General features: G+C 47.4%; 1 protein-coding gene. It reads right to left on the bottom strand.

Features of this window, described 5'->3' with window-relative positions; all coding sequences use genetic code 11:
• Positions 1 to 643: 643 nt before the first annotated feature.
• On the bottom strand, positions 644 to 1,345 hold the full coding sequence (locus tag NWF31_RS14430) for an endonuclease III domain-containing protein (RefSeq protein ID WP_258361201.1): 702 nt from the start codon (positions 1,343 to 1,345) through the stop codon (positions 644 to 646).
• Positions 1,346 to 1,570: the final 225 nt, after the last annotated feature.

Genomic DNA, 1,570 nt, shown 5'->3' with positions numbered 1-1,570 from the left:
TTTTTATTTCTTGTCAAGACTTTTTTCTTCCTTGCTGCGCCTCGTTGGCGAGGCGAGCAGATATTAATTATAGCTGTTTTTAATTGCCCGGTCAACTGAAAATTGCTACCAGGTTTTTCCCCTGCCGGAGCATTAAATACTATAACATGAATCCCGGCAGCAAGCAAGGCAGGACAAATTATTATAAAGCCCCCGGCTTAATATTTCCTTAACATCTTCCTTGATTTTTTTATTTTTACGCCTCAATGCCTGAATTTCCTCCCTTTCTTGTTTAACCACCTTGCCCTGCTCAGAAAAGCGGCCGGTCAGGATGAAAATTTCATGTGAGACACCCATGCCGCTAACGCAGCACCATCAGAGGGATGAAAATAACGGGCTGGCATTTGTTTGGAGCGAGCGACTTGGTCCGAGCGGTTGAGCAGCCTTGGTGAAGCCGAGGAGCGAGGGCGGGGCCGAGGACAGGATGTCCGAGGCCGGCCTCTGAGGCAAGGATGCCGAATAGGCCGGGAACCCCGCCCGAGCCCGGGGCTGAGCCGTAGGCTGCTCCGCGAGGACCAGGGAGCGAGCAAAAACAATGCCAGCCTGGAGAGAAGTTATTTTCAGGGTAGGTCAATAGCTAAAGCCTCCGGTATAACAGGCGGCCTTAAATATTAACCCCGATCCGGGGGCAAATATCTCCGAGGGGACACCCCTGGCATTCAGGCCGGTTCTTGCGGCAGAAATGCTTTGCCAGTCCATCAATCAGGGCATGATATTCCTTGTAGAGGTGCTGATCTTCAGGCAAGTTGTCCATAAAAAACGCCTGCATACCATCATAACTTATGTTATCATCGAAAAAACCCATCCTTGTAAAAACCCGGCGTGTATAGACGTCCATGACCATGATGGGATAATTACCGGCGTAACAGAGGATGGCGTCGGCCGTCTCAGGGCCAATACCGTAAATAGCCAGCATTTCTTGACGCAGTTCCGTTAAGGGGCGAGAAAACATGGCGCTCAAGGACCCGTTATATCGTTTCCTCAGGTGTTCAACAAATGCCTTCAACTTTTTGGCTTTGGCGCGATAAAACCCTGCCGGCCGTATAAGAGTTTCCAATTCCTCTTTACTGGTCCCGTAGATTGCTTCCGGTTCGAGGAGCCCGGCATCCCTGAGATTGATTATTGCTTTTTCGACATTCTTCCAGGCGACATTCTGGGTAAGTATTGCTCCTACGATGATTTCAAAGGGGGTATCGGCAGGCCACCAGTGACTTGGGCCGAAATATTTATAAAGCCGTTCATATATTGCCATTAACAATGCTTGAATATCTTGCGACCTGCCAGTCGAACTTTTAGATAAAGACAATTTATCACCCCATTTTCAGGAGAAAGGTATACTCCATTTCCTACAGTAAGAAAAAGTGCTGGCAAAATTATGTGCCTATTCTTTGCCTTAAAATATCTTCCCGTTCGTTCCTCCTGTATTTTGCATTAATTTATCATTCTGAGCAAGCCGGCATACATTTTGTTGGTAAGGTTGAAATTGTAGTCCTGCCCGTATGTCTACTTTTATTCCTTATTTCCGTTAACA

The sequence above is a fragment of the Neomoorella sulfitireducens genome, assembly GCF_024733845.1.
Lineage (GTDB): Bacteria > Bacillota > DSM-521 > Neomoorellales > Neomoorellaceae > Neomoorella > Neomoorella sulfitireducens.
This window is presented reverse-complemented; position numbering and strand designations above follow the sequence as displayed.